Origin of the sequence: Clostridium peptidivorans, assembly GCF_900205925.1 — a bacterium.
Taxonomy (GTDB): Bacteria; Bacillota; Clostridia; order Clostridiales; family Clostridiaceae; genus Clostridium_AK; species Clostridium_AK peptidivorans.
Map to the genome: position 1 here is coordinate 32,800 of NZ_OAOD01000019.1, position 26,338 is coordinate 59,137.

At 29.4% G+C, this 26,338-nt stretch carries 18 protein-coding genes, 1 tRNA gene, 1 rRNA gene and 1 pseudogene; 13 read left to right on the plus strand and 8 right to left on the minus strand.

What is annotated here, in order from left to right; genetic code table 11:
* Positions 1-59: 59 nt before the first annotated feature.
* From CRN98_RS13805 to CRN98_RS13825, 5 genes are all read left to right on the plus strand, one after another.
* Positions 60-1,361 (plus strand): bifunctional folylpolyglutamate synthase/dihydrofolate synthase, encoded by a 1,302-nt coding sequence (locus CRN98_RS13805; RefSeq protein WP_097028014.1) that lies wholly within the window; start codon positions 60-62, stop codon positions 1,359-1,361.
* Positions 1,362-1,528: 167 nt separating this feature from the next.
* A complete protein-coding gene (locus tag CRN98_RS13810; protein ID WP_097028015.1) occupies positions 1,529-3,721 on the plus strand; it encodes a DNA topoisomerase III in 2,193 nt (730 codons plus the stop codon).
* Between the two features lie 143 nt (positions 3,722-3,864).
* Positions 3,865-4,029, plus strand: coding sequence for a YtxH domain-containing protein (locus CRN98_RS13815; protein ID WP_097028016.1), 165 nt, complete (start codon positions 3,865-3,867; stop codon positions 4,027-4,029).
* Positions 4,030-4,205: 176 nt separating this feature from the next.
* Positions 4,206-5,510, plus strand: coding sequence for a helix-turn-helix domain-containing protein (locus tag CRN98_RS13820; protein WP_097028017.1), 1,305 nt, complete (start codon positions 4,206-4,208; stop codon positions 5,508-5,510).
* A 17-nt stretch (positions 5,511-5,527) separates the two neighbouring features.
* A complete protein-coding gene (locus CRN98_RS13825; RefSeq protein ID WP_097028018.1) occupies positions 5,528-6,784 on the plus strand; it encodes a helix-turn-helix domain-containing protein in 1,257 nt (418 codons plus the stop codon).
* Positions 6,785-7,045: 261 nt separating this feature from the next.
* On the opposite strand, the gene CRN98_RS13830 is transcribed toward CRN98_RS13825, so the two are convergent.
* Positions 7,046-7,921 carry a MerR family transcriptional regulator gene (locus CRN98_RS13830; RefSeq protein WP_097028019.1) on the minus strand — a complete coding sequence of 292 codons (876 nt, stop codon included), beginning with the start codon at positions 7,919-7,921 and terminating at the stop codon, positions 7,046-7,048.
* A 468-nt stretch (positions 7,922-8,389) separates the two neighbouring features.
* Between CRN98_RS13830 and clpB the strand changes: the two genes are divergently transcribed.
* A complete protein-coding gene (gene clpB / locus CRN98_RS13835; protein WP_097028020.1) occupies positions 8,390-10,990 on the plus strand; it encodes an ATP-dependent chaperone ClpB in 2,601 nt (866 codons plus the stop codon).
* 301 nt (positions 10,991-11,291) lie between these two features.
* Here clpB and CRN98_RS13840 read toward each other — a convergent pair whose 3' ends face one another.
* Together CRN98_RS13840 and CRN98_RS13845 are read right to left on the minus strand one after the other, a co-directional pair.
* Positions 11,292-13,421 (minus strand): ATP-dependent helicase, encoded by a 2,130-nt coding sequence (locus CRN98_RS13840; RefSeq protein WP_097028021.1) that lies wholly within the window; start codon positions 13,419-13,421, stop codon positions 11,292-11,294.
* Positions 13,405-13,911, minus strand: a complete 507-nt coding sequence (locus CRN98_RS13845; RefSeq protein WP_097028022.1) for an FUSC family protein — start codon at positions 13,909-13,911, stop codon at positions 13,405-13,407. Before CRN98_RS13845 ends, CRN98_RS13840 begins: the two co-directional genes overlap by 17 nt.
* A gap of 211 nt (positions 13,912-14,122) precedes the next feature.
* Here CRN98_RS13845 and CRN98_RS13850 point away from each other — a divergent pair, with 211 nt between their 5' ends.
* The gene (locus CRN98_RS13850) at positions 14,123-15,145 is read left to right on the plus strand and encodes a tetratricopeptide repeat protein (RefSeq protein WP_097028023.1); all 1,023 of its coding nucleotides are present in this window, start codon (positions 14,123-14,125) and stop codon (positions 15,143-15,145) included.
* A 19-nt stretch (positions 15,146-15,164) separates the two neighbouring features.
* Positions 15,165-16,154 (plus strand): UDP-glucose 4-epimerase GalE, encoded by a 990-nt coding sequence (gene galE, locus CRN98_RS13855; RefSeq protein ID WP_097028024.1) that lies wholly within the window; start codon positions 15,165-15,167, stop codon positions 16,152-16,154.
* A gap of 48 nt (positions 16,155-16,202) precedes the next feature.
* On the opposite strand, the gene CRN98_RS13860 is transcribed toward galE, so the two are convergent.
* The 3 genes from CRN98_RS13860 to CRN98_RS13870 all read right to left on the minus strand — a co-directional run bounded on the left by CRN98_RS13860 (position 16,203) and on the right by CRN98_RS13870 (position 19,783).
* Entirely contained in the window at positions 16,203-16,937 is a 735-nt protein-coding gene (locus CRN98_RS13860; RefSeq protein WP_097028025.1) for a type 1 glutamine amidotransferase, read from the minus strand.
* A 25-nt stretch (positions 16,938-16,962) separates the two neighbouring features.
* Positions 16,963-18,321, minus strand: a complete 1,359-nt coding sequence (locus tag CRN98_RS13865) for a Mur ligase family protein (protein WP_097028026.1) — start codon at positions 18,319-18,321, stop codon at positions 16,963-16,965.
* A gap of 316 nt (positions 18,322-18,637) precedes the next feature.
* Positions 18,638-19,783: a CapA family protein gene (locus CRN98_RS13870; RefSeq protein WP_179632159.1), complete on the minus strand. Its 1,146-nt coding sequence runs from the start codon at positions 19,781-19,783 to the stop codon at positions 18,638-18,640.
* Positions 19,784-20,005: 222 nt separating this feature from the next.
* On the opposite strand from CRN98_RS13870, the gene CRN98_RS13875 reads away from it, so the two are divergent.
* The 3 genes from CRN98_RS13875 to CRN98_RS13885 all read left to right on the plus strand — a co-directional run bounded on the left by CRN98_RS13875 (position 20,006) and on the right by CRN98_RS13885 (position 24,090).
* On the plus strand, positions 20,006-21,718 hold the full coding sequence (locus tag CRN98_RS13875) for a tetratricopeptide repeat protein (protein WP_097028028.1): 1,713 nt from the start codon (positions 20,006-20,008) through the stop codon (positions 21,716-21,718).
* A 275-nt stretch (positions 21,719-21,993) separates the two neighbouring features.
* Complete coding sequence (locus CRN98_RS13880) at positions 21,994-23,115, plus strand: transglutaminase domain-containing protein (protein ID WP_242960988.1); 1,122 nt, start codon at positions 21,994-21,996, stop codon at positions 23,113-23,115.
* A 165-nt stretch (positions 23,116-23,280) separates the two neighbouring features.
* Complete coding sequence (locus CRN98_RS13885) at positions 23,281-24,090, plus strand: undecaprenyl-diphosphate phosphatase (protein ID WP_097028030.1); 810 nt, start codon at positions 23,281-23,283, stop codon at positions 24,088-24,090.
* Between the two features lie 137 nt (positions 24,091-24,227).
* Here the strand turns inward: CRN98_RS13885 and CRN98_RS13890 are convergent, their stop codons facing one another.
* Entirely contained in the window at positions 24,228-24,620 is a 393-nt protein-coding gene (locus CRN98_RS13890; protein ID WP_097028031.1) for a hypothetical protein, read from the minus strand.
* Between the two features lie 392 nt (positions 24,621-25,012).
* Positions 25,013-25,101: transfer RNA gene (locus CRN98_RS13895), tRNA-Leu, on the minus strand.
* A 269-nt stretch (positions 25,102-25,370) separates the two neighbouring features.
* On the opposite strand from CRN98_RS13895, the pseudogene CRN98_RS13900 reads away from it, so the two are divergent.
* Both CRN98_RS13900 and CRN98_RS13905 read left to right on the plus strand, forming a co-directional pair.
* Positions 25,371-25,912 (plus strand): annotated as a pseudogene (locus tag CRN98_RS13900) (glycerate kinase); the annotation flags it as partial.
* A gap of 345 nt (positions 25,913-26,257) precedes the next feature.
* Positions 26,258-26,338 (plus strand): 16S ribosomal RNA (locus CRN98_RS13905); the annotation flags it as partial.

Below are 26,338 nucleotides of genomic sequence, written 5' to 3' on the forward strand. Positions count from 1 at the left end.
CATGTTAAAATATAATTATTAAGTTTTATTAGAGTTTATCAAAAGAGGGGGACTATAAAATGAACTATAATGAAGTTATGAACTATTATGAAAATTTAAGCTACAATAAAATAAACTTAGGACTTGAAAGAATTTCTAAGTTACTTAGAGAATTAGGTAATCCAGATAAAGGGCAAAAGTATATTCATATTGCTGGAACAAATGGAAAAGGATCAATTGCAAATTATACATATAATATATTAGTTGATGCAGGATACAAAGTAGGTATATATACATCACCCTATTTAATTAAAATGAATGAAGTAATAAAAGTAAGTAGTGAATGTATAAGTGATGAGGATTTTGCTCGTATAACTTCTCATGTAAAGAACGTTATTGAATCAAGCCCTAATTTGAATAAAGAGGGATTAACTTCTTTTGAAATATTAACTGCTGTTGCTTTTTTATATTTTTATGAAAAAAAGTGTGATTTTGTTATACTTGAAGTGGGACTTGGTGGAAGACTTGACGCAACGAATGTAATTGAGAAGCCTTTAGTTTCAGCAATTAGTAAAATTGGTTATGATCATGTTAATATTCTAGGAAATGAAATAGAAGATATAACAAGAGAAAAGGCAGGAATAATAAAAGATAATACTGTAGTAGTTTTATCCCCACAAGATTTTGATAAAGTTCCATGTGTAATAAAGTCTTACTGTGATAAATATAAGGCCGCTTTAAGCTATGTAGATAGGCAAGAAATATTTGTTCATAGTGAACAAAATGAATTGGAACAAATATTTGATTATAAACACATTAAAAATCTTAAAATAAAGCTTTTAGGTAAGCACCAGATAGATAATGCTGCAACTGCTATTGAGGTAGTTCTTGCTTTGAAAAAGTACGGATTTAATATAGATGAGAATAACTTAGTTAATGGACTTATTAACACAAGATGGCAGTGCAGACTTGAATTAATTAACACAGAACCAAAAATCTTTATAGATGGAGCTCATAATGTTGATGGAATCAATACTGTTGCTGAATTTTTTAAGGCAAATTTTAAAGGAGAAAAGATTAAACTTATTTTTGGTGTTTTAAAGGATAAAAACTATAAGGAAATGATAGATAAGATAGTGCCTATATCAGAAAGCATATTTACGGTAAGTCCTAAAAATGAAAGAGCCTTGGATGCACAAACACTATCTGAAGTTATTAAAGAATATAATATTAAAACTAAAGCGTGCAGTAGTGTAGAAGAAGCCATAAATCTAGTTTTATCGGAATCTGTAGATAGCTCCATAATTTGTGTATGTGGATCATTATATTATGTTGGTGAGGCAAGAAATTTAATCATGCAAGGTGGTTTTAATATAAAGTAACAAAATAAATCACTGAGGTATTGTTAGAGATTATGTTTAAAATTATAAAAAATAGCTCTAAAATTATAGGGCTATTTTTGTTTTTTTTAGCTGATTCTTTTAATATTCTTTTCATTGTGATATTATGAAAACCATAAAGTTAGGAATTAAGAAAAGGTGGTTAATATATGAATAAGATAGTGGTCTTAGCTGAAAAGCCTTCTGTAGGAAGAGATTTAGCAAGAGTTTTAAATTGTAATAAAAAAGGAAATGGATATATAGAAGGAGCAAAATATATAGTTACTTGGGCGTTAGGTCATTTAGTTACCTTAGCTGATCCTGAAGCTTATGATGATAAATATAAGTCATGGAAGATTGAAGATTTACCAATGCTTCCTAAGTACTTAAAGCTTGTGGTTATAAAGCAAACAGGTAAGCAGTTTAATATTGTTAAAGAACAGCTAAATAGAAAAGATGTGAGTGAAATTGTCATAGCTACAGATGCAGGCCGTGAAGGAGAATTGGTTGCTAGATGGATAATTGAAAAAGCTCATGTAAAAAAGCCTATAAAAAGATTATGGATTTCTTCAGTTACGGATAAGGCAATAAAGGAAGGCTTTAATAAATTAAGAGATGGCAGAGAATACGAAAGCCTATATGCTGCAGCAGAAGCACGTTCAGAAGCAGATTGGGTTGTAGGAATTAATGCCACTCGTGCACTTACTTGTAAATATAATGCTCAGCTTTCTTGTGGAAGAGTTCAAACTCCAACCTTGGCTATGATTGGGAAAAGGGAAGAGGAAATTAGAAACTTTAAGCCTAAAACTTATTACACTATAAATGCACAAGCGGGTACGCTAAAGCTTACTTGGCAAGATAATAAAACTCATGACACAAAGACCTTTAATAAGGATTTTTCCGATAAAGTGCTGTTATCTATAAAAGGAAAAGATGCAGAAATTATAGAAGTAAATAAGCGATTAAAAAAGAGCTTTGCACCAGGACTTTATGATTTAACTGAACTCCAAAGAGATGCAAATAGAATATTTGGATACTCAGCAAAGGAAACATTATCTATTATGCAAAGACTTTATGAAAATTATAAAGTACTTACTTATCCTAGAACGGATTCCAGATATATATCAGCAGATATAGTGGATACTTTAAAGGACAGAGTTAAGGCATGTGGAGTGGGACCTTATTCAAAGGCAGCTCTAAATATAGTTAAAAGTCCAATAAAAGCAAATAAGTCTTTTGTAGATGATAGCAAGGTTTCAGATCACCATGCAATAATACCTACAGAAGAAAGAGCTACATTATCTTCATTAAATGATAGTGAAAGAAAAATATATGATTTAGTAGTAAAGAGATTCTTAAGTGTACTTTATCCTCCTTTTGAGTATGAAGAAACTTCAATAAAAGCTAAAATTGGAGAAGAGATTTTTACTGCAAAGGGTAAAATAGTTATTTTACAGGGATGGAAAGAGGTTTATGAAAATAATTTTTCAGGAAATGATGATGATGATTCATCAGAACAAATATTACCTAATTTGAATAAGGGAGATGTTTTAAAAGTAATTAAAGTATCTCAAAATCAAGGGGAAACTAAGCCTCCAGCACCATTTAACGAAGGAACTCTATTGTCTGCTATGGAAAATCCAGTAAAGTATATGAATACTAATGATAAGGAATTAGCTAAAACTCTTGGAGAAACTGGAGGACTTGGAACTGTAGCTACAAGAGCTGATATTATTGAAAAGTTATTTAATACATTTTTAATTGAAAAAAGAGGTAAAGATATATTTATAACTTCAAAGGGAAGACAGCTTTTAAATTTAGTTCCAGAAGAGTTAAAATCACCTGAACTTACTGGACAGTGGGAACAAAAGCTTAATTATATATCAAAAGGAAAATTAAATAAAAATACATTTATAAATGAGATGAGAAGTTATGCACAAAAGGTTGTAGGTGAAATAAAAAATAGCGAAGAAAAATTTAGGCACGATAATGTTACAGGAAATAAGTGTCCACAGTGTGGAAAACCAATGCTTGAGGTTAATACTAAAAAGGGTAAAATGCTTGTTTGCCAGGATAGAGAATGTGGATATAGAAAGGGCGTTGCAAGGGTTACTAATGCAAGATGCCCAGAGTGCAAGAAAAAGCTTGAACTTCGTGGTGAAGGAGAAGGCCAAATATATGTATGCACAGGTGCTAATTGTAACTTTAGAGAAAAAGCAAGTCAATTTAAAAAGAGATTTGATAAAGATGGCAAAGCGGATAAAAGAGAAGTAAATAATTATATGAAAAAATTAAAAAAAGAATCAGATGAACCAATTAACTCAGCTTTAGCAGAGGCACTTGCAAAGCTAAATTTAGAGTAAATTAATACTAAAAAATAAATAAATTGGGTAAATAGATTAAACTATAACTTATTGTAATAATATACCTGTATTTATAAAAGGATAAAAAAGCTTAAAATTACACAACATACTTATGTACTACTTTTTAAAAGAGGTGGATAAATATGAAGGGTAAAGTTATTACAGGAATGCTTTTAGGAGCGGCAGTTACTATGATGATGGTTCCAGAAATGGATAGAGTAACAAGGAAAAGACTTAAAAGAGCACAAAGAACAATGAGACATTCAGCAATGGATGCATATGACGGTATGATGAAATATATGCGATAAAAAATGGAGTGGCCATAAAGGTCGCTCCATTTTTTATAATGTCTTCTAAAATTTAATAATATTTAACAAAATTTAAATTTTTAGATAAGAAATATGTTATAATATATAGAGAATTTGTAAAATTATCAGTTATATTATATGTATTATTGGAATTATCGGGAAAAGGAAGAGTGACTATGGAAATAATGTCTCTTGGTGAAAAAATAAAAAGAAGAAGAAAAGAATTAGATATGACTCTTAAGGATTTGGCAGGAGCTAGAATTACACCTGGACAAATAAGTCTTGTAGAGTCGGGAAAGTCAAATCCTAGTATGGATCTTTTAGAATATTTAGCGGAAGCTTTAAAAACTTCTGTAGAATACTTCATGGAATCAGAAGAAACACAAGCTGAAAAAATATGTACATATTTTGAAAATATAGCAGAATCCCATATATTAAGTGAAAATTTAATATGTGCTGAAGGTTATGTAGAAAAGGCTCTTTATTATGCTGATAAATATGAATTAGAATATAGAAAAGCTAAAAATCTATATTTAAGAGGAATAATATACATGATAAAGAAAGATATGGGATTAGCTCAGCAATGCTTTCTTTCTGCAAATGGTATATTTATAAAAGAAAATAAGTACGAAGAAATAGTAAAGACTTTTTTAAATTTAGGCAAAATAACTGTAGAACTTAAATCTTATTATTCTTCTTGTAGTTATTTTCAACAGGCTGAAAAGATATACAATGATAACAGTATAGGAAATGACTTTTTACTTGCAGAAATATATTATTATATGGCATATACAAATTTTAAGCTTGAAAGTGTAGACAAGGCCATGGACTATTCGTTTCTGGCAAAGGAAAAGTTTAGACAATTGAATAATAAGAAGGAATATGCCAATACTTTACTTATGATAGCGGAAGAGTACAATAAAAATGGAGATATAAATAATGCCATAAAGTATTCTAAAAAAACCTTGGCGTTATTTAATGAAATAAATGATGATATATATGTAGCAGAAATTGAAAATAACCTTGGAAAGCTTTTCTGTGAATTTGAAAATATTGAAGAATCTTTCATACACTTAAATAGGGCTAAGGAGCTTAGAAAGACTATTCAAGATAGTAGACTTACAGAAACGCTAATAAGTATTTGTGAAAATTACATTAAGTTAAAAGATATAATAAATTCTAAAAAAGCTCTTGAAGAAATAATGGAGAGTATAGAAGATGGTGATCATAAATCACTTATAGAGTACTATATTTTAAAATATAGAGTAGATATGCTTCAGGGAGATATTAGAGAAGCTGAAAGTACTATTTTGACAGCGTTAAATTTTGTTAAAAATATGGATTATAAAAAAGAAACAGCAGAAATTGCTATTATGTTAGGAAAGTTTTATATAGATAGTGGTAGGGAATCGGAAGCTGCACAATATTTAAGTAGTGGAGTTGAAATATTTAAAGAGCTAGGTATATTAAAACAGTCTTAAGGAATAGGTGAAGGGTTATGGAAATACTGTCTACAGGTGAAAAAATAAGAAGAGCAAGAATATATAAAGGATATACACTTAAATACATTTGTGGAGATAAAATATCAGTATCTAAAATGAGTTGTATTGAGAATGATAAAATTGTTCCGGAGGACTGGATACTTGAATATTTAGCAGAAAAACTTGAGTTAGACACGGAATATTTGAAAAATGATGTGAGAAGTCAAATAAGAAAAAATATTAATGATCTTTTTAAAAACAATATGAAACCTGAGGAATATGAAAAGAGCTTAGAATATAATTTATCTTATGCAGAGGAATATAAATATTTTGATATTGCATTTGATATAATGAATGTGTTATTTACATTTAATTTAGAAAAGAATAAGCTAAAGAAACTTCAGCTGATTTTACCAAGATATTATGATATGTGTTTAAAGACTAGAGATGATAAAAATTATTTAACATATTATATGGATTTAGCTAAATATTTATATAAATCTGAGGAATATGGGGAAGCCGCAGGATATTATAATACAATTAGGAAAGCGGCAGAAGAATCAAATAATCAGGTGTTACTTGGTAAGGCCTTATTTAATGAATGTGATTGCTTTATTAGAATAGAAGATTATGCAAAGGCCTATGAAGTGGCTAAGGAATTACCAGCTTTAATAAATTTTTTTGAAGATGATTATAGAAAAGCAGAAGTTTATCATATTTTAGCACTTTTAGAATTGAGGCTTCAAGGAGAAAAGTTTTCAAAATATGAAAAGAAAGCTCTTTCATTTTATGGAGAAAATCAAAGAGCAAAATGTAATGCTTTAAATGATTATGGTATTATTTTAATTAAAATCAACAAAAAAGATGAGGGCATAAAGTACATAACCAGAGCTTTAAAGGAATATCCTAAGGATGATAGAGTACAGCTTGTAAGCTTTATGCTTATGTGTATAAGCGAGCTTGTGGATAATAATGTTTTAGAAAAAGCAGAAAAGATTATAGATGAAACTATAAATTATTCTATAGCCCTAGATAATGTAAGGTTTATAGAAAAAGCATATCATTATAAAGCAGTGATCTTAGGAAGAAAGAAGGAATATACCTCTATGGAAATGTATATGAATTTTTCTTTAGACGCGCTTATGAGATTTGGGAATAAAAAAGATATATATAAAAGATATCTTGAAATGGGAGAAATGTATTATAAACTTAAAAGCACATCGGATGCACTAAAATATTTTAATTTAGCTATAAATTTAGAAAAGAAAATATAAGTTTCACAAAAAGGTCTAATATTTCTAATTTTAAAACACTTAAACCTTCTAAACTCGCTTTATTTAGACAATAGAAGGTTCTTACAGTGTTTTAAAATCAGAAATAAAGACCTTTTAATGTTTATTCAATGCTTTCTATAATGTAAATCCCATACTTATATACTTAAGTTGAAAAATACCAATTTAAATATAGTTAATTACCCTTATTTCTATGTATTGATTTAATTGCATCAATTATTATAAAGGTTATAGTCATTAACTTTAGTTGTTCAAATTTTGAATTTCCGGATATTTCAACAATAGCTTTTCATTTGCGATTTCAAGCTGCTTGTAATATTCCGAGTATGATATACTTAATTTTTTCATCGCTGGAATAAAAATATCATAATAACCACTCATACTGTTAAATTCTTTAAGTATTGCTTGCATTCTATATGCAGGAGAGTTTTTATACTCATCAGACTGCTTATACTCAAGATACCACTCCAACATTTCTTTATTATCAGATAAAAAAGCTTCGGGATTTTCAATAGACTGCTTGGCTTTTTCATTCATTTCAGTAATGGTTTGTGCGCTGATATTTTTTGTGCATTCAATAAGAAAGTCTTTCAAGTCATTCGGGAATTTTAGCGTTGGAGCATTATCAACGAAGTCTACTATTTCATCATAAGCAGCCTGTTGCTCATCAGTTTTTATTGGCTCATTTAGAAAGCGAGAAAAATGTAAACTTATAAAGTGACCATAATAGCCAGGAAATGCGTCTAAAAGTTTTTCTGTTATTGTTTCGCTCTGTTCAATGGATTCTAAATCTGTACTTATTTCATCCCAACTGTTTCCTAAACTTATTTGGTCAAGCAAGTTTTGTTTCACTTTCTCTCGCTGAATAGTTAGTTCTTTTTGGACTGATAGTTTTTTTAGAGTATGCCCGTCTTCATCAGAAAGTGCAATCCTAATATCATCTGTTCCAAGTCCCAACTTGCGTAAAATTGCTATTTTTTTCAGCATCTCAAGATCATCTACACTGAAATCTCTATAGCCGTTCTCTAAAATATCGGGAAAAATTAACCCTTGCTCTGTATAATATTCTACTGCTTTTTTAGTCAGTTTTGCTGCTACACATACTTCTTTAATCAACATAATTATCACCTCAAAACAATCATAAGCTAACACCTAAGGTGATAGTCAATAGGTCTTATTAATATTATATAAGTAATTTTTATTTTGCAATATATTATAATTACTAAGTATTTCGTATTTAAATTATACTCAATATCAGTTATTAATTCTATATATTAATAAAAAAGTATTCATACATTATAGATTAAGGCTTATCTGTTAAGAATGGTCAAATTACCCTAAAAAATATATTTATCAAATCATTCCTTTATATATTTACGTAAATCAAATAATTATATAATTTATTAGACTTTGACTTTCTTTGACCTATAGTATAGTATATTACTATAAATCAAAGAAAATTATAAGAATGAATTTTTCATATTAATATGTAAAAAATAAATTGTATAGTTTAGAAAGAATTTTTACAGGAGTTTATTGGACTTAATATGGATTAGTAATTAGAGATTAGTAATGAGGAGTGATAACATGGATATTGAAAAATTAACTTTAAAGGTTCAGCAATCTATAAATGATGCACAGTTTATTGCAGTGAGGCATAATCATCAGCAAATTGATATTATACATTTATTTTCATCTTTAATTTCTCAAGATGATGGTTTAATTCCAAACATCTTTGGAAAAATGGGAATAAACATAAGAATGCTTAATGATGAAACAAATAAAGAGCTTAATGGTATGCCTAAGGTTTTAGGAGAAGGAGCAAGCAGCGGAGCTGTTTATCCAACTCGTAGATTTGAAGAAATTTTTATAAAAGCAGAGGATATTTCTAAAAAGTTTAAGGATTCTTATATAAGCGTTGAACATGTTATGCTTTCTATAATGGATATAGATAGCAAAGGTAAAGTAGGGAATATATTAAATAAATTTGGAATAACTAAAGAGAACTTCTTAAATGTTTTATCTGAAATTAGAGGAAGTCAAAGGGTGGATACTCAAGATCCAGAAGGAACCTATGAAGCATTAGTTAAGTATGGGAGAAATCTAACTAATGATGCTAAAGCTCATAAGCTTGATCCAGTTATAGGAAGAGATGAAGAAATAAGAAGAGTTATAAGAATACTTTCAAGAAGAACTAAAAATAATCCTGTATTAATTGGAGAGCCAGGAGTTGGTAAAACAGCTATAGTTGAAGGTTTGGCTGAAAGAATAATAAGAGGAGATGTGCCTGAAGGTCTTAAAAATAAAATTATATTTTCACTTGATATGGGAGCACTTATTGCTGGTGCAAAGTACAGAGGAGAATTTGAAGAAAGACTTAAAGCAGTACTTAAAGAGGTTCAAAGAAGTGAAGGGAAAATAATATTATTTATAGATGAAATTCATACCATAGTAGGAGCAGGTAAAACTGAAGGTGCTATGGATGCAGGAAATCTTATAAAACCACTTCTTGCAAGAGGTGAGCTTCACTGCATAGGTGCTACAACCTTTGATGAATATAGAAAATATATTGAAAAGGACAAGGCACTTGAGAGAAGATTTCAGCCTGTAATTGTAGATGAACCAACAGTAGAAGATAGTATATCAATACTTAGAGGATTAAAAGAGAAATTTGAAATACATCATGCAGTAAGAATACATGACTCAGCAATTGTAGCTGCAGCAAAACTTTCTTCAAGATATGTTCAAGATAGATATCTTCCAGATAAAGCAATTGATTTAATAGATGAAGCAGCAGCTATGATTAGGTCAGAAATAGATAGCCTTCCAACAGAACTTGATATAATAAAAAGAAAGATATTTCAAATGGAAATAGAAAAGGAAGCATTATCTAAAGAAGAAGATGTTTACTCAAAGGAAAGACTTCAAGCTTTGGAAAGAGAGCTTAGTAACTTAAAAGATAAAGATAAGGAAATGACTGCAAAATATGAAAAAGAAAAAGGACAAATAGTATCAGTTAGAAATCTTAAGGAGCAGCTAGATGATGCTCGTGGAAAGCTTGAAAAAGCTGAAAGGGAGTATGATTTAAATAAGGTAGCAGAACTTAAATATGGTATTATTCCAGTTATAGAGAAACAAATTGAAGAAAAAGAAAGTTTAATCAATGAAAATCAATCTGGAAATATGCTTAAGGAAGAAGTTACAGAACAGGAAGTTTCTGAAATAATTTCTAAGTGGACTGGAATACCTGTATCCCGAATGCTTGAAGGAGAAAAGGAAAAGCTTTTAAGACTTGAAGATGATCTTCATAATAGAGTTATTGGTCAGGAAGAAGCAGTAACTTCAGTATCCAATGCGGTAATTAGAGCAAGGGCTGGAATGAAAGATCCAAGACGTCCTATAGGTTCTTTTATATTTTTGGGACCAACTGGGGTTGGTAAAACAGAACTTGCAAAAACCTTAGCAAGAACATTGTTTGACAGTGAAGAAAATATAATTAGAATAGACATGTCTGAATACATGGAAAAGTATACAGTATCTCGTCTTATAGGAGCGCCTCCAGGATATGTAGGTTACGATGAGGGAGGACAGTTAACCGAAGCTGTAAGAAGAAAGCCTTATAGTGTAATATTATTTGATGAAATTGAAAAAGCTCATGATGACGTATTTAATATATTTCTTCAAATATTGGATGATGGAAGACTTACAGATAACAAGGGTAAAACAGTAGACTTTAAGAACTCAATAATAATTATGACTTCAAACATTGGAAGTAGTCATCTTTTAGATAATACTTCTGAGGAAGGAATAGATGAAAGTGTAAGAAATAAAGTTTTAAGTGAACTTAAATTAAGATTTAAGCCAGAGTTCTTAAATAGATTAGATGATATTATAATGTTTAAACCATTATCTAATAATCAAATAACAAAAATAATTGATATATTCTTAGATGATATAAGACATAGATTAAGTGACAGAAATATAGGATTAGAAATAACTGAAAAAGCAAAAGAACTTATGGCGGAGGAAGGATATGACCCCATTTATGGTGCAAGACCTTTAAAACGTTATATTGAAAATACCCTAGAAACTGCCATTGCTAAAAAGATTATAAGAGGAGAAATTTACGAAGGAACCACTGTAAAAGTGGATGTTGAAGGAGAAAACTTAGTTGTGGCAAGAGCGTAGAGTAATATTTTAAATGTTGAATCAGTCGTAATTGAGTTAATGAAACATCTCAGCAAACTGAGATGTGCTGATTTATAACGAAATCAAAGATTTCTATAAATCATGCAGTCAAGCGGTTCACTTCGCAAAAAGAGTTCTAATATTTCTGCTTTTTAAAACACCTAAGCCTTCTAAACTCGCTGTCGCTCAGACAGTAGAAGGCTCTTAACGGTGTTTTAAAGTCAGAAATAAAGAGCTTTTAGGCTTGTTCAATGCTTTCTACAATTCAAATTCCATACTTATAATTCAACATTAAAAATGATTATGTTTCTTGTTTAATTAATCTGTTTTTTAAACAAATCTCAATGGACAAGTTTTTTATAAGGTTATCTGAAAACTTTATTTCCATATTTGGAGGCTTTAGAGCTATAATTTTTCCTGCTCCAAATTGTTTATGAGTAATTTTTTTACCAATATGTAAGGAGTTCAGTTCAAGTTCAAATTCCTTATCTTGTTTTATCTTTTCAATTTCTTGAGCTTTTTTTCGAGACTCATCTAATTTTTTATTATTATACTTTTGAAAGAAATCAAAAAATACTGAGCTAGAGCCTTTAGGATGAATTAAATATACCTGTTTTTTACCACGGGTTACTGCAACGTAGCAAAGACGTCTTTCTTCTTCAAGTTCAGTAAAATCATCGTCCTCCACTGCCTTTTTTATACTTGTTATAGTTGGAAATATATTTTTTATCATATCTATTACAAATACCGTATCCCATTCACAACCTTTGCTGCTATGAAAGGTAGCAAGAGTAACACCTTCGGTTACATATTTTGCTTTACTCATAGTTAATTCTAAATTATTTAGCTTTTCCTTGAATTCACTTATGCTTCCAGTATTGCTAGATATAGTTTTAAGAGTTGCAAGTATTGTATTTATATTATCCATTGAATATTTAAATTCTTTAGCATATTTATTTAAATAATCTTTATATCCTAATTCATTTTCTATATACGAAAGAGCATCAAAGGGTTTTTTATTCTTTAAAATGTCAAATTTTATATGAAAATCTATAAATCCTTTATCAGGATATTTCATATTTAATATTTTAAATATATTTGTCTTATTATCTATATCATAATAAAGCTTTTGAATATCTTGCTTAGTTAAATAAGTTCCCATTTTGTAATATATATCTTTGAATAAACCATAGTCAAAGGGCCTTTCAGCAAATTCTAAGAATCTAAGCAAGTCCTTTGTTATCCAGTGATTAAAAAAGCGAGGTACTACATCTTTAATATAAAAAGGAATATTATTTTCGCTAAATAAATCCACCAAGGGAAGTGCGGATATATTATTTCTAAAAAGCACAGCAGTATTTTTATAATCTTTTTCTTTTTTTAAGTAATTTATAATATATTGAGATTGCTCATCTATAGAATTTAGAGTTATTAGCTTTATGTTAGAGCCTTCAGCATTTTCAGTAATCATATTTTTTCTATATCTATTTTTATTTTGTTTAATAAATTCATTAGCTGCAGATACAATGCACTTAGTGGATCTAAAGTTTTGCTCTGCAAATACAATATTACCACTGGGATAATTTTTCTTAAAGTTTAAAAGTACTTCAGGAAAAGCTGCCCTCCAGGAGTAAAGCACTTGATCATCATCACCTAACAGACATAAGTTGTTTAAAGGAGCTGAAAGAAGTTTTATAATTTCATATTGTACTTTACTAGTGTCTTGAGCTTCATCTACAAGTATATATTTATATTTACTTCTATATCTATTTAAAAGTTCAGTGTTTTTTTCAAGTATTACTAGACAATAAGTAAGCATATCGTCAAAATCAAGATAATTATTTGCTACCATAATGTCATGATAATTTTTATATACATCAAGAAAGTGAGGTATGGGGAAAACATCTTCAGCTTCCTTTAATAAATCATTATAGCGGATCATGGAATTTTTTATATAACTTATATAACCAGATAATTCTTCGAGCTTATCCTCGCTTAAATATTCATGATTATACTTCCTATAAAGATCTGTTAATATCATTCCTTTGTTTATATTAGAATTTCCCTCAATTAATATAAAATTTTTATTAACTAATTTACTGTAATACATAACTACAGAATAGGCAAAGGAGTGAATTGTTGAGAAATGTACTTTATCTGTAATTAAATCACCGAATTTATCATGAAATTTTTTACTCATATCTTGAGCAGAAGCTTTGCTAAATGTTATTGCTAGTATATTTTCAGGAAAAACATCGTGACAAAGTACCATATTTGCAATTCTTGTAATAGCAGTTAAAGTCTTTCCAGCTCCAGGAACTGCAATAAAGGCTAAAGGACCATTTATAGTAATTACAGCATTCATTTGAGAAGCGGTTAAATTTATATTTAATGACTTAATAAGTTCTAAAAATTTATTTTCGGATATCATTAAGTTTCTCCTGTTCCTTGCTATATCTTGCGAAAAAGTATTTGTTTATAAGTAATGCAATTATTATACCGATAAATGTATCAAGCATTCTATTTAATGCATAAACGGTATAGTGTACATCTTTTAAATTTGTCATTATAGCTGAAATAACAATACATCCTATAGAACAAGCACCCTTGCGGCCTATGGTATTACAAATAAATATAGTAAGCATTATTCCAATACCCGTAAAAAGTGCATGAAGTACAAAAAATGGAAATGTTTCTTGAAGGAAGCAGAAAAACATTCCTAAAAATCCACCTATTGCAGTCCCTATTAATCTATCTATGCCAGATTTGAAGGATTGATCTACAGTACTTTGAGTACATATTACTGCAGCAATGCAAGCATAAAAAGGATAAGGCCTATGTATACCTTGAAATAATAATATACATAATACTACAGATAAGGAGGTTTTAATATTTCTAAGGCCTATTTTTGAAATTAACATTGTATCACCTCATATACTGAATATAATTTACGTTCCATATCCTTTAAAAATTCACATATAAATTATATCATAAAATTAAATTGTAATGAATTTAATGCAGAAAATTATGTAAATTACATAAAAGGGAAGGAATTAAATCAGTTATGTAGAATTTAGAAATATAGAGATCTATGTTAGTATATATTAGATAAAAATAAAAGGAGATAAATACATGTCTATTGAAAAATATAATAATGAAATGAAGTTTATTAGTAGCAAGTTAACTGATAATAAAGAAAAAGACATAGAAATTCTTGAATCTTTAAAATGTAATTATGTAGATCACGAATATGGTGATGAAATAATAGATGAGATAAATAGAATGATTGGAAGAATTTTATATAATGAGGAAGAAGAAGATTTTGATAATGCTTATGAAGGAGATACAAATAAAATAATGGAAGAATTAAACTTAGTACAAAAATATATAAATGAAAATAATATTGAAAAAGCTGAAAGTATTATATTAGATTATTTACCTATGCTTGATATATGCAAGGGAGACAAGATAAATTTATATATGGAATTTAGAAATCCATTAGAGGAAATTTATTATAAGTATAAGTTTGAAAATGATAAAATAATAAAAAAGCCAGTACTTCCTCTAGCTTCAATACTTGAAAAATATGTTTATATATTAATTAAAAAAGGTGAAATTGAAAAAGCATTAAAGTATATAGAAAAAGGCATAAGATGCAATCCTCTTAATATGGCATTTACATTTCAAAAGGCTTCTATATATGCTATGTTAAATAATGGAGAAAAGGTCTTTAAAATTATTAGAGATAGCCTAAAGTTTTGTTATATTCCAGAAGAACTAGCACGCTGCTATAGAATGCTTGGAGGGTATTTTACAGAAAAAAGTTTATGGAAAGAAGCTATATGCTGCTATTTATACAGTAACTTTTGGAATGAAACAGAAATAGCAAATGGAGAACTTGATTACATAAGTGAAACAGCAAATATAAATATTGATGTAGAAAATTATATTAATATAACACCTGAAGTATTTAAAAAACAGGATATCTTATTTAAACCAGACGATACATGGATGGAAATCTCATATGGAATGGCAAGTGAATTTGAGAAATCAGGAAAAATAAACGATGCAATAAGTTATTACATGGTGTGCTATAATTTAACGATGGATGAAGAGTTAAAAGAAAAGTTACAAAAACTTTTAAAGCAAGATTAAAATTTAGGAGGAGTTTTAAATGTCAATACTGGTATGTGGGGGAGCAGGATATATAGGAAGTCATATGGTAGCATATCTTTTGGAAAAAGGAAAGGATGTAGTAGTTCTTGATAATTTGCAAAAGGGACATAAAGAAGCAGTGCTTTGTGAGAAGTTTTATAAGGGAGATTTAAGAGATAGAGCGGTTTTAGATAAGGTTTTTACAGAAAATAATATAGAAGCTGTAATTGATTTTGCAGCAGACTCACTAGTTGGTGAAAGTGTATCGGAACCTATTAAATATTTTCAAAATAATGTGGGAGGAACATTAAGTCTTCTTGGGGCAATGAAGGATTATGGAGTGAAAAATATAGTATTTTCTTCTACTGCGGCAACCTATGGAGAACCTGAAAATATTCCAATACTTGAAAGTGATAAAACTGTTCCTACTAATCCTTATGGAGAATCAAAGCTTGCTGTGGAAAAAATATTAAAATGGTGTGATAATGCCTATGGTATAAAATATACTGCGTTAAGATATTTTAATGCAGCGGGAGCACATGTAAGTGGGAAAATAGGAGAGCACCATAATCCTGAAACACACTTAATACCAATAATACTTCAAGTGGCTTTAGGACAAAGAGATAAAATAATGATTTTTGGAGATGATTATAAAACAGAAGATGGTACATGTATAAGAGATTATATACATGTTTATGACTTAGCTTCAGCTCATCTTTTAGCCTTAGAGAGATTAATGAATGGTGGACAAAGTGCAGTATATAATTTAGGAAATGGTAAGGGATTTTCAGTAAAAGAGGTAGTTGAAGTTGCGAGAAAAGTTACAGGAAAGGAAATTAAAGCTGAAGTAGCGCCTAGAAGAGCAGGTGACCCAGCTGTGCTTGTGGCATCTTCAGAAAAGGCAAAAAAGGAGCTTAACTGGAAACCAAAATTTGATTCTTTAGAAACTATAATAGAAACTGCATGGAATTGGCATAAAGGACATGTAAATGGATATGAACAGAATTAGTATTTAATATTGAATAATTAAAAAGGAATTTCGTTTTGGCGAAATTCCTTATTTTTCATAAAGCTTTTTAATTACTTTATCTTTTGCTTTTAGTTCTAGAGTATCATCTATTGCGTCTAAGCAAACATATTTCAAGTTATCGTATTTGTTATCAAGAGCCTTATTTATAAGAAGATCAGCGAGTTCAGGATTTTTAGATAATAGAGAACCGTGAAAATATGTGCAGTAGGTATTTTTATATACACATCCTTCATAACCATCTTCACCATTATTTCCATAACCTTTAATTATTTTTCCTAAAGGTTTTAACTCTCCTATATAAGTTCTTCCAGAGTGATTTTCAAAGCCTACATAGGTTTGATTTAATTCCTCATTTAATATTATGGTGTTTCCTATGAATCTAGTGTCTCCACCTTCTGTGTATAAATCTAATATTCCCAGGCCATTAAGTTTTTCTCCATCAGGAGTTGTATAGTACTTACCAAGAAGCTGATAACCACCGCATATAGCAAGTAATACCTTGCCTGATTCTACATATTCTGTTAGAGCTTCTTTTTTATTATTTTTTAGATCTTCTGCAACTATGGATTGCTCGTAATCTTGCCCGCCCCCAAAGAATACTATGTCATATTTAGAGGCATCAAATTCATCTTTAAGAGAAATATTATCTATATTAACTTCAATACCTCTTTTTTCTGCACGATATTTAAGTATGAGTATATTTCCAATATCGCCATAGACATTTAATAGGTCAGGGTAGAGATGACATATGTTAAGTTCCATTTTTTCACCTTCTTTTTTATTTAACTTACCAAAGTTTTTCTATATATTTTTTATTGAAAAGATACTTTCTAAACTCAAGCATAGCAGTGTAAGTAGCAAGTACGTATACTGTATTTGTACTAGTATTTTTAATACCTTCTAAAAGTGAGTCGAGGTTTTCATGAGCTTGAAAGCCATCCTCTTTAAGCCCAGCTACTTTAAGTCTTACTGCCATGTCATAAAGTCTGGCCCCTCCAACTAATACATCCTTTATATTAAGAGAGGATAACTTTTCAAAGCCTACATCCCATATCCAAGATACATCACGTCCATCGGCATAGTTATCATTTAAAAGAGCTACAAGGCTTATTTCTCTCTTATCAAGGAATATGGTGTTTATAGCTTGGTCGCAGCCTGCAGGGTTTTTAACAAGAACTATTTTAACTTCTTTTCCATCTATATTTAAAGATTCCTGTCTTCCAAAGCTGCTTTTTTGACTTTTTAAGGAATTTACAATAACCTTCTTTTCAACTCCAAGCTCTCTTGCAATAGAATAAGCACAAAGAGCGTTGTATATATTATATGTACCAGATTGATTTATAAAAATATCCGTTCCATTTATACTTACATAGGAACCTTCAGGAGTTTGCTCATAAATTTTATCTACAAAATATGTAAGGTGAGGCCTTTTATATCCACAGTTTTCACAATAAAAATCACCTAAGTGATTGTAAGTTAAAAAGTTGTATTCATAAGGATGTTTACACTTTTTGCAAAACTTTGCATCTGCATTTATATCTATAGTTTTATTATCATCTATTGAAGTGTTAAATCCATAGTAAACTGCTGCATTTGGAATTTCCAAATCTCCAAGTAAGGATTCATCTCCATTTAATATAAGCTTAGACAATGGTGCCTTTTCTAGTCCTTCTACTATTTTTTTCAATGTAGTATAAACTTCACCGTATCTATCTAATTGATCTCTAAATAAGTTTGTAATTGTTATTATTTCAGGAGTAATATATTCAGTAACTAATTTTACATTAGCTTCATCTGTTTCAATTACAGCATATTTTTCTCCATCTATATGACCAAATTTATAGTGTTCTATAAAGGAAGCAACTATTCCAGGAAGCATATTAGCTCCAGTGCTATTAGAAATAACCTTTTTACCGCTATCTTTTAACATAGAATATATCATATTTGTAGTGGTGGTTTTCCCATTAGTACCGGTAACAATTATTACTTTATAACCCTTTGCTACGGTTTTCAATATATTATTATCGACTTTTAATGCAACTTTTCCTGGGAAATTAGTTCCCCCTTTTAAAAGGGTTTTTGATAATTTAAGTACTATTTTGGAGATTATTATACTTAAACCAGTTTTTATGTTAATTTTAAACACATCCTTTGCTGTAGAATTGTTTATTCTTTAGAAGAATATTATTTACTTACAATTACTAATTATAATACAAATTATATCTTTTGGCGATATTTTTAAACATGAGGTGTGATATTTTAGGGTAATATTGAATCACATACTATATATTCAATATTAAAAATATCATTTAAGCTTACTAAAGGAAGAAATTCAGGTTACTGAATTTCACTGATTGCAGTATTTGGAGGTTAGCGATTAGAAACTAGTACCTTGAAATAAGAAATGGATAAAACTTTCTAATGCAAAGTTTTATCCATTTTATATCACTAGTATTTAGAAGTTATTTTATAGTTTTAAACTCATCGGATATTTTAAATCCAAAATTTTGAGATATGTTATTTAATTTATTAAGTATTCTTGTTTTTTCATTACCTTCAGCTGGAGTAGGGCAGTAATCATTTATATAGTTTACAGAAGAAATGCTGCAAGGGATAGCCTTTACTTCATAGGATTCAGGAGTGCCATTTACCAAATTATATTTTACTTGTAGTATAAATGTATCTTTATCCTTTGGATTGAAATTACCTCCGAAGCAGAAATTACCAAGACTGTAGGCTATTATTTTCCCTTTATATTGTTCTATACCTTGAATAACATGAGGATGATGACCTATTATTAAATCTGCGCCATTATCAATTGCAGTATGAGCAATAAATGTTTGACTTTCTACTGGATAATACGTATTTTCAACACCCCAATGAAAATTTATTATTACAATGCGACCCTCATCCTTGAAGGATTTTATATCACTTTTAAGTTTTTTTAAGAAAGTTTCATCAGCATAAAATCCTGTGTATCCAAGGAATCCAAATTTTCCTCCATTTATATCTTTTGTGTATTTATATCCTTCTCCAAAGAAGCCAACATTATTGGTTTTTAATGTGTTTACAGTATCATCAAAACCTTCTTTATTGTAATCATATATGTGATTATTTGAAATATTTACAGCTTCTACAGAACCTAATGTAAGGGAGCTTGCGTACTCAGGATCTGCCTTAAAATTAAATTGCTTAGCTTTTCTAGAATTAGAATTAGTAAAGGTAGTTTCTAAATTAACTACACTTAAATCATCGTTTTTAAATATAGGAAGCACGTTTTTAAAGAAATAAGAATAGTCATTACCGTTCTTTTGTAGTACTGCGGGAAGACTGTTTGCAAATCCAAACTTTGTGTCATGTCCAATGGTAGAATCCCCTGCAAAGCTTAAAAGTACATTTGTTTTAGCATCCTTTTTAGGTTCCTTAGCTTTAGACTTATCACTTTCTTCCGTGGAAATATTTTGTGGTTTTGTGGTTTGAGCGGGTTTAACAGCAGTTTTCTCATTAGTAGCAGAGTAATATAATATGTAAGAAATGATTCCAGTCATAATGAGTAATCCAAGTACTAAAAATACTATAAGTGCTCCTTTTTTACGAGAATTTTTCATATTCATCCCCCTTTGAAATAAATGGTATATATTCTAATATATACTGAAAATTAACCAAATACAATTAAATCCTGTGGATTTATTAACTTAATTCTGTTAAAATCATATGTGGTGTGCATGATTTGTAGAATTTTGTGATTTTCATACAAATCTATTAGCTCAATTTCAGTGAGATGTTTTATCATTAGTACATATATAATTTATTTAGAAGGAGGAGATTTTATGAGTAATACTAATGAAGCACATAATACCCAACAAAACAAGAGCGGGTCTTCTTTAAAAGAATTCATAAAGAAAAACTACAAACTTTTAGGGATTATACTAAGTGTAGTGATCATCTTTGGTGGAATGTTTACATATAAAAGTTTACAAAATAAAACGCATAGTATAGCAAATAATAAAGGAGAACAATATTTTTATGCAGCTGATTTTGATAATGCTGTAAAGGAATATGAAAAGTATTTTAATAAGGATAAAAATCCACTATGGAAAGCTAAAATTGCTCAAGTATATTCCATAAAGGGAGATAAGCAAAATTCATCTAAGTATTTAGAAGAGGCAAAGAGTGCAGAGAAGTTAGATGCAGAAACTATAAATATAATAGTATTTACAGAATATATGAACGATGATTATAAACTAGCATTAGAAGATGGAGAAAATGGACTTAAAAGCTTTTCACAGGACAAGCAGTTAAATAAGACAATGTTTGCAGTTTATATGGCAAATAAAAATATAGATAATGCTAAAAAACTTTTGGAAACCTATCCTATAGATGAAAATTCAGCTTATGATATAGCAGAAAAGGGCAGAATGTTCATGCTCCTAGGGGAAAAAGAAAAGGGATTTGAAGAGCTTAAAAAAGCTTGGGACAAGGATAAGGATGAATTTAAAGTTTATGATGTATTATCTCAAATTGCATTATATGATAGAAATAGCTTACTTGAAGATATAGATAATCTTATTAAAGAAAATCCTAATGAACCAGCATATAAGATGTGGATGGCAAAATTATATTCAGCTAATAAGGAAACTGCCTTGGATGCAGAAAATATGATGAAGGAAATTGAAGGCAAGGACATAGGAAAACTTGAAAAGCAGGTTATAATGTCTTCTATATATAGCAATAGCGGAAAAATTCAAGAAGCTGATAAAATAATAGAAGATATATTAAAAAACTATAAAAATGATTATAGAGCATATCATATTGCTTCTTGGCACTTCTTGGGTAAAAAGGATTTAGAAAAGGCTGAAAAATATGCTAAAGAATCTATGTATTTAAACCCCAATTATCCAGATAACTATGCTTTCTTAATGCCTGAAATATTAAAGCAAAAAAATAAGAGCGTAGAGGGAGAGCCATACTTTAGAACAGCTATGCTTCTTGAACCTTATAATTACAACATAATGTTAAATATCGCAGATTACTATTGGGAAACCACAGATAGTAATAAGAAAGCATTAGAGTACTTTGAACTTGCAGAAATAGTAAGACCTAATGATCCTGAAATAAAGTATAATATATGTCTTATATATGTTGCAAATAAACAAGATGGGGATGCAGTACAGGTACTTAGACAGGCTATAAAATTAGATAATGAAAATCCAAAATACCACAGAACTTTAGGAACTATATATTTCTTAAACGGACGTGATAAGCTTGCTATAGAAGAAACAAGGCTTGCTTTTGAAGCAGATAATAAGGATATATTAACATTAAACAATGCAGGATGTTACTATGTGATGACAGCATCAAATATTCAAAGGGGAGTTTATAACCTAAAAGAAGCATATGATGGAATTAAAGATGATACCGATGAATATACTAGAAAAACTATAAAGGAAAATTACGAAAAAGCTAAAGAATTACTTGAGCAATATAAAAGTGCAAAAGGAAATTCAAAGCTTCAAGTGCCGGAGCTTATAATGTTTTATTAAAAACTAAAGTTTTATTTCTAAAGAAATCCCCACTAGGTAGCACAGTTAGAAATACTGTTACATGAGCTACTTAGTGGGGCTATTTTTGTGAGATTTATTCATATAGCTATTAGATAAGGTGCATGATTATGGTGATGATATATTAAGTGCTAAGCCTAATACACGATAAAAGTAATAAATAACAAATAATAATTTAATGTAGAGAGTTGGTTAAGGAACAAATTTCATTCTAAATTATTATTTATTATTTAATAAAGATTAAGTTGGTGATTTTATTGAGAAAAAATAAATTCCTAGCATTTGTTATAATATTAATTTCAATATCGCTTATGGCCTGTAGTTCAAATAATCAAGGTAAAAAGGAAGAAAGTCAAAAGGGATTATTTGTAGAAAAATGGGATAATTTTTATGAAGGCTCTAATATAAAATTTTATTACGAAAGTCCTCAGGAATCTAATCTTCAGCTTCTAAAGGATAAGTACAAACTAAATGAAGTGGTAAAGGATGGAAAAGATGATTTCGATAAGTCATTAAATCTAATGAAGTGGATAAATACTAAGATGAAGTATAATAAAGGAAGCATTAGTACAAAGGAAGATGCTCTAAGTATATTAAAGGAAGCGACAGGAGCAAATTCAACTTTTTCTGATAAGGATTTTGCAATTGTATATAGCCAAGTAGCTTCATCATTAGGAATATATGCAAGACGTGGAGAGTATAGAATAAAAAATAGTCAGCAAGATGGAAAGGATTCCTACTATAAGGTTTGTGAGGTTTGGAGTGATAAATACAGTAAGTGGATAATGCTTGATGTAGTAAATAATTCATATATAGAATATGGAGGAAGGCCCTTAAGTGCTATTGAAGTATTAAATATAGGAATGGATAATATAAAGGCTAATGGAATAAAAGATTTGGAAAAGTACATTAAAAAATTTAAACCATATTTATATTCCTATACTATAGAAATTGATAATAACATATATGGCACACCAAAGAGTAATGCCTTTATAAGTTATAGCAAAGGCTCAGATATGCCTGAAGTGAGAATAGAGGGAGGACTTATAAGGCCAACTATTTTTGTTAAAAAGGATACCTTATTTAATAAATCTCCAAGAATTGAATATAAAAATGATAATAGTGATAAGTCAGCAAGCTTGATAATTCAAAAGAAAAATGGTATTGAAGGAGAAAAGGAAGAGGAACTTGCTATAAATGTTGCAGCATTTAAAAATAGTGGAAATATTAAAGATTATTTTATAAGTGTAGATAATAAGCCTTGGGAAAAAATAAGCATGTTTAAAACCATATCTATAAAAGAAGGAAAAACTAATATAAGGCTTTCAGAGGATGGTAAGAAGGCAGTAAAGGAAATAATACTCCAGTATAAAAAATAAAGGTTTTTAATGAGCTAGAAATGAATTAATGTAAAAATACAGTGATGGGAATGTACAACACTGTATTTTTGTCTTTTATACCTGTTAGAAAGATAGTATAATAATAAAGTGCTTAATATAAGAGTGTATTGAGAAACTTAAAATTTGGAGAGTGAGTGTGATTATATGTTACTTATAATTCAAGCCATTATAATGGCAATTGTAGAAGGTCTTACTGAATTTATTCCAGTATCTTCTACAGGACATTTAATATTAACAGGAAAGTTAATTGGATTTACAGGGGCATTTGCAAATTTATTTTCAGTAGTTATTCAGTTAGGTGCAATTTTAGCTATTGTGGTTTTATATTGGGACAAGCTTTGGAATAGTGTAAAAAGTATATTTGCACCAGATAGACAAGGACTTAAATTTTGGACAAATATAATAGTTGCAGCTATTCCAGGAGTTATATTAGGATTTTTATTTGATGATATGATAGAAGCAAAGCTTTTTTATACTTTCCCAGTTTCAATAGCCTTAGTAGTAGGCGGTATACTTATGATAGTTATGGAAAATAAGTATAGAAAGGGAAAGAAAGTTAATGATGTGGATCAAATAACTGTAAGACAGGCCTTTATGGTAGGAGTATTTCAATGTCTTGCACTTTGGCCAGGTATGTCAAGATCAGCTTCCACTATAATTGGGGGATGGATTGCGGGACTTTCTACTGTAGCAGCAGCGGAATTTTCATTTTTCTTAGCAATACCTATGATGGTAGGAGCTTCAGGCTTAAGTCTTATAAAGGGCGGCATGGCTATGAGCGGTATAGAAGTAATTGCTTTAACAATAGGATTTATAGTTTCCTTTATAGTAGCTTTAGTAGTAGTAGAAAGATTTTTAAAGTTTTTAAAGAAAAAGCCTATGAGAATATTTGCAGTGTATAGAATTTTTATAGGAATAATACTTTTAGTACTTTCAGCTATGGGAATAATGTAATAATAGTTAATAATATTAGAGAAAAGTCCACAAATTTGTGGGCTTTTTTTATTTGAGATGAGGATTATATTAAAAAGAAGCTTGCATGTACAAGCTTCTTTTTATAAACATATTAATAATTAAACTTTAAATATCAATTATAAAGTAGCAAGATACACTTCTTCAGGATTGCTTGAAATAGCATCTAAGGTAGTTACTACTGGAAGGTCTATTTCTTTTGCATAAAAGACTTTGCTTTTAACACCTCTTATAAATGCATCCATAATGTCAGGATATTCAGAAGAAAAGTCCATTCTGACAACTTCATAAGGGAAAAATTTATCATTATTATCTGCACAATCTACATAAAAATCGGAAAAACTAAAAGGCCTTCTAGAAATATCATAATCTTTTGTGTAATTATATACTAAATTAGATAATCTACAATCTCCGTCTAATATACAATTGCATATAAATGAATCTAGATACAATTTATAATTAGCTGGTAGAGGTTCATTTAAACTTTTTTCGAAAATTACTATTGTTTTCATACTTATAACCTCCCTTATGGTTTATAAATAAAAAATAAACCTACAATTTACATTAATTATACTACAACTTTATAAAATGTTAAATGAAAATTTAAAAAATTTAAAATAATATAAACAAATGTATGCACAAGCTTTTATAAGTATAAATAAAGTAATTATAGTTTAGTTATATGTGATATTAAATATACATTATTTTATGATGAGGAATATGGAGAAGCTTTTAAGAAAAATAAAAAGGAAAGCTTTAAGCGCTATTTTATTAATAGAAAATGCACAGGAGTATTTCATGAAGATATAACTTATAAATTAGAGGAATTAGGTCCGATAGAAAATATCAGATAGAAAAGATGTGGATAGAATAAAAAAAAGAGATTTGAACATCAAATCTCTTTTGGTGCCGAAGACCGGAATCGAACCGGTACGGGCTGTTAGGCCCGCAGGATTTTAAGTCCTGTGCGTCTGCCAGTTCCGCCACTTCGGCATAAATATAAGGTTAAAGGGTTGTTCATCGAACAAATTTATTATAGTACGATATTTAAAATAAGTCAACAAAAAAATTATAAAAAATTATAGAAATATGTAAAAACATATATTTATAAGAATAATTTAAGCGAATTATAAGAAATTATTTGTAAAAATGACTTTGAGAAAATATACAGAATAGAAGTACGGTGAAGAATAATGGGGAGATGAATAAATCATGAAGTTTGTTTTAGCACCAGATTCGTTTAAAGAAAGTATGACAGCAAAAAAGTTAATGCAATGTTTGGGGTATTAGGGGATAAAAAAACTGCTGTAATAGAAATGGCGAGTGCAAGTGGAATTCATTTAGTAAAAAAAGAAGAGAGAAATCCTCTATATACTACTACATATGGAACAGGAGAACTAATTAAATATGCTTTATATAAGGGAGCTAAAAGACTTCTTATAGGAATTGGAGGAAGTGTAACCAGTTATGTTGGAGCAGGAATGGTAGAACGACTTGATAAAATGACCTTGAAGAAAAAATGAAGGGTGCGGATTATGTATTTACTGGAGAAGGTGAAGTGGATCATCAAATAGTTCTTGGAAAAACTCCTTTTGGAGTATCTACTGTTGCTAAAAAGCTTAATATACGCACCATACCTTTTGCAGGAAGAATAGGAGAAGGAACAGAAAATTTATATGAATATGGGGTTACACCTATTGTAGGGATATTACCAGGAATAGCATCTCTAGAGGAAGCACTTAAAGATGGGGCTAAAAATATAGAGAGAATAAGTGAAAATATAGCAAGAATTTTAAAGCTATAATAGTAGGAATAAAAATATTGCCTGTACACTTGTTCTGGTGTATCTATATATGAAAAATATAGCAAGTTGATAAAATAACTAAATTTAATAAGCTATTTTCATTTAATAATAAATTCAGTTAGGGATTACATTTGATCCTATGATAGAATAACACATGTCGTCACAAGAGATGACAAGATAGTCAATAAAAACTTAAAAAAATTATTGACAGAGAAAAATAAAAATGTTAATATGTAAAAGTCGCTTGAAGCGACAGGGTCTTTGAAAATTGAACAGAGAATAGAAACCAGTCAATTACTTAACAGTTATGTTAAGAAACGCGATGAGCGAAACAGATTAAACTTTTAAATTGAGAGTTTGATCCTGGCTCAGGACGAACGCTGGCGGCGTGCCTAACACATGCAAGTCGAGCGATGAAACCCTTCG